Below are 3,500 nucleotides of genomic sequence, written 5' to 3'. Positions count from 1 at the left end.
CTTTGACTATGCCGAAAAAAACACTATGCCGAAAACATTCCATTTTTGCCTGTAAATAAATATTTTCCGATTTATTTCTCGGCATAGTGTTTTGCTCTGACTCCAGATATCCTTCCTATAAAATAGAGATAGACTTATGTTAAAACTATACTATAGGGAGGATCCATTATGGAAAAGAAAACCGCTTTGGAAAACAGTGTAGAAAAAGTTCTTGAAGAGCTTAGAAAGGCAGGGTATTGTCAATCCACGATTCGTATATTTCGGCGTGCATATGGCAGATTGTTAAGGGCTGCAGCCATCATGCGGATAGACACTTTTAGTGATGATTTGGCTAATTATTTCTTAAACGATTCGGCAAACGTAAAAACCGGACAGTACTGCCATTTGCGTAAACGCCTACACAGCTCCTGCGTAAGAAAGCTGAGAGAATGCGAGGAAAAAGGCTATGTTGGCTGGAAACCATGTGTGGAAAGCAAAGTTAATAAGCCTGTAACCATTGAATTTCAAAAAGTTCATACTGAATTTTTGGAGTATCTTAAGGAAGAGAGGAAAAGTAAAAACACGGTTGATTCGTACAGGAATATTTCCTGTAAATTCCTTACCTTTATTGAAAGGCTTGGCTATACGTGTTTAAGAACTGTTCCTCTGGAATTAATCCATGAGTTCTTCTGCGAATTAAGAGGCACTTGGGAGTCAGGGAGTCTTCGAACGGCAGCTTCCGGGCTTAGGTCATTTCTGAGATTTGCAGAAGATGGAGACAAACTCCTTACGGCAGTTCCTGATAAACTGTTAAGAAAAAGGGCAATTATTCCCGTATTGACGCAGGAGGAAGAGCAGGCTGTCTGGGATGTGTTAAAAACTGATGCTGTATCTTCAAGGGACAAAGCGATGATGGTACTGTCACTACTAACTGGTCTAAGGGCCGTTGACATAGTGAACTTAAGGCTAAGTGACATAGATTGGAATTGTGATTTAATCAGCATCAGTCAAAGAAAGACCAATGAACCTTTGGTTTTACCGCTTCTTCCAGCTATCGGTAATGCAATGGCAAGATATATTGTTAATGACCGTCCTAAAACTGATTCCCCGTATGTATTCCTATCCTATAACGCACCGCATAAGCCACTGAAAGATCATTCGAGTTGTTACGCCGTAGTCAGAAATATATTCTCACGTGCAGGTGTAAGGCTTGGGACTGAACTTAAAGGAACCCGCCTCCTGCGGCACCATGTGGCATCAAAAATGCTGAAAAATGGGGTTGCCGTACAAACTATTTCTTTTACACTTGGACATGTCAATCCAAATTCAGCTGACATTTACTTAACTACTGACGAAAAAAAGCTGCGTGACTGCGCATTAACTCTTTCGGTCATCCCTATGAAAGTGGGAGGGCTACGATGATGGGAAAAGCATATGTAAGCAGGCTGGCACCTTACATGGAATCCTTTGTGGAATTCAAACATTCATTAGGATGGAAGTATGAAACAGGTGAGTTCTATCTCCATGAGTTTGACCGGTACTGTGCAGAAAACGAATCACAAGCCGCTTCTTTAAAAGATATCATTAAGAGTTGGTCAATCCTCAGGGAAAATGAATGCCCAAACACTCAGCACGTGCGTGTGGCACCCATTCGTGAGTTCGGGAAATTCCTTCAGTCATCGGGATATTCCGATTCGTATGTTATTCCCAAAAAGGTCTGCCAAAAGCAGATCCGGACAATGCCTCATTTTTTCACAGATGATGAAATCATAAGGTTTTTTAATGTCTGTGACACGCTTCACCCCCGCAAGGAAAACCCCGTCCGCCACCTTGTACTCCCAATGCTCTATAGATTACTTTACTGCTGTGGAGTGAGAACATGTGAGGCACGGTTGCTTATGCGGAAAAATGTAAACCTATGCAGTGGGTATATTGATATATTCCATTCGAAAGGTTTAAAAGACCGTAGAATATTTCTTCCGGAAGACCTCAGGTCATTATATATAAAATATGATGCCATTGTAAACGACATATTTCCGGACAGAACGTACTTCTTCCCGGTAAAATCAAATACTTGTTACCAGTGTGGGACCATAGGACAAAATTTTAATAAAATCTGGAGAACTGCCGGTCTTGGTAATGAATCAGGTTCTAAGGCAAGAGCATATGATTTTCGCCATCATTTTGCCTTTGCAAACCTTAACAGATGGATAAAGGAAGGAACTGATGTAAATTCCATGCTTCCGTATCTGATGCGGTACATGGGTCATTCCTGTTTAGAAAGCACTTTTTACTATCTTCATCTTGTGCCCGAATTTTTTGCAACTTTTTCCGAAAAGACAAAAACACTTGAAGGGCTCCTCCCAGAGGTGGGCTATGATGAGGAAGAATAAAAATCGGAATGGTCCTGATTTTTGGCTTTATGCACGAAGTTTTCTTCACATCTACTTGCCAAAGGTAAGAAACCTAAGCCAAAACACCATTGAATCGTATAAGCAGTCCATAACATACTTTATTGATTACTTGAAAAATCAAATGGGAATTGAGCGTAAGGATGTTACGTTTGACTGTCTAAACAGAAAAACTATCAAAAATTATCTTATCTGGATGAATGAAGATCAAAATCTGGCAGTTAAAACATGTAATCTGCGCTTAACAGCTCTTAAGTCGTTTATGGAATATTGTGCAGATGAAGACATTACTCTTGTTGCCATTTATAATGATGTATGCAGCGTTCGCGGAATGAAGGAACACAAGAAATCAGTATTGTATATGACAAATGAAGCAATTGAGACTTTACTGAAAACTCCTAAAACTGATACAGTAAAAGGGAGACGCAATCGTATGATGTTCATAATGTTGTATGATACAGCTGCCAGAGCTCAGGAACTTGTAGATATTACCCTACGAGACCTGCACCTTGTCAATGGCAAGACGCCCTTTGTCACCCTGACAGGCAAAGGTAACAAAAGCCGTAATGTCCCACTGATGGAAAAAACTGTTGCGCACATTAACCGCTATCTTCAGGAATTCCATCCGCATCCAAGTACAGATGGTAAAGAACCGTTGTTCTTTTCAAGAAGAGATGGGAAACCTCATGCCTTATCTACCGATTCGGTAAATCTACTTCTTGGCTATTATGCAAACCAGGCAAGGTCTATTTGCCCTCAAATCCCGCAGCATGTTCATTGTCATTTAGTTAGGAAAACAAGGGCTATGCACTTATATCGTCAGGGAATGCCTCTCACTGTCATAATGGAAATGCTCGGGCATGAAAATCTGTCAACCACGTCAAACTTCTATGCTTTTGCAACATTAGACATGATTCACGAAGCCATGAAGAAAACAACTCCTGAAGCAGTGGCTGAAGCTCCCATTTGGAAAAGCAAAGATATTAGGGATATGCTTTATAGCCTTGACTAAAAGCAAAACACTATGCCGAGAAGCTGATTGGAAAACGTTTATTTACAGCCAAATCCAGCATGTTTTTCGGCATAGTGTTTTTTTCGGCATAGTCAAAG

Annotated in this window: 3 protein-coding genes; all 3 read left to right on the top strand. The window is 40.5% G+C overall.

Features of this window, described 5'->3' with window-relative positions; translation table 11 throughout:
* Positions 1 to 168: 168 nt before the first annotated feature.
* From BUB67_RS15815 to BUB67_RS15805, 3 genes are read left to right on the top strand one after another with little or no spacing between them, the layout of a single operon-like run.
* Complete coding sequence (locus BUB67_RS15815) at positions 169 to 1,401, top strand: tyrosine-type recombinase/integrase (protein WP_073240315.1); 1,233 nt, start codon at positions 169 to 171, stop codon at positions 1,399 to 1,401.
* A complete protein-coding gene (locus BUB67_RS15810; protein ID WP_084127783.1) occupies positions 1,398 to 2,372 on the top strand; it encodes a tyrosine-type recombinase/integrase in 975 nt (324 codons plus the stop codon). Before BUB67_RS15815 ends, BUB67_RS15810 begins: the two co-directional genes overlap by 4 nt.
* Positions 2,359 to 3,402 (top strand): tyrosine-type recombinase/integrase, encoded by a 1,044-nt coding sequence (locus BUB67_RS15805; RefSeq protein WP_073240314.1) that lies wholly within the window; start codon positions 2,359 to 2,361, stop codon positions 3,400 to 3,402. Before BUB67_RS15810 ends, BUB67_RS15805 begins: the two co-directional genes overlap by 14 nt.
* Positions 3,403 to 3,500 lie beyond the last annotated feature (98 nt).

Origin of the sequence: Desulforamulus putei DSM 12395 (assembly GCF_900129195.1) — a bacterium.
In the GTDB taxonomy this organism is placed as follows: domain Bacteria; phylum Bacillota; class Desulfotomaculia; order Desulfotomaculales; family Desulfotomaculaceae; genus Desulfotomaculum; species Desulfotomaculum putei.
The sequence above is the reverse complement of the archived record's forward strand: the minus strand, read 5'-3'. Positions and strand labels throughout refer to the sequence as shown.